Below are 448 nucleotides of genomic sequence, written 5' to 3'. Positions count from 1 at the left end.
GCACGGTGATGGCGTATTCGCGGTTCTGCCGCCACATCACGCCCGGCTCCCACACGAACACCGGCCGCGCGATCTGCGTGAGCGGAATCGCCCGCCCGGACGCCGTGGGCAGGTAGGCGTTGGCGATGTCGGTGATGGCCTGGCGCTCGTCCGGCGGCTGGCGGAAGACGATGTCGATCAGCCGGTCGCCCTCGCGGTACTGGCCCACGGTGGTGCCGGTGAACACGGTGCGCGCGGCCTGCGCGATGGACTGGCTGGTCACGCCGAGGGCGCGCGCCTTGTCCTGGTCGATCTCCAGGCGCATCGTCTTGACGGACTCGTTCCAGTTGTCGTTCACGCCCTGCATCTGCGGATGCTCGCGCAGGATGGCGCGGACTTCGTCGGCATGCCGGCGCAGCCGCGCCGGGTCGCTGCCGATCACGCGGAACTGCACGGGGTAGGCCACGGG

General features: G+C 70.5%; 1 protein-coding gene. It reads right to left on the bottom strand.

Going from position 1 to position 448, the window contains the following annotated elements:
• A partial coding sequence (locus K9U40_RS23800; RefSeq protein WP_282892522.1) for an efflux RND transporter permease subunit occupies positions 1 to 448 on the bottom strand: 448 nt, incomplete at both ends.

Origin of the sequence: Xanthobacter autotrophicus, assembly GCF_030015065.1 — a bacterium.
Lineage (GTDB): Bacteria > Pseudomonadota > Alphaproteobacteria > Rhizobiales > Xanthobacteraceae > Xanthobacter > Xanthobacter autotrophicus_D.
This window is presented reverse-complemented; position numbering and strand designations above follow the sequence as displayed.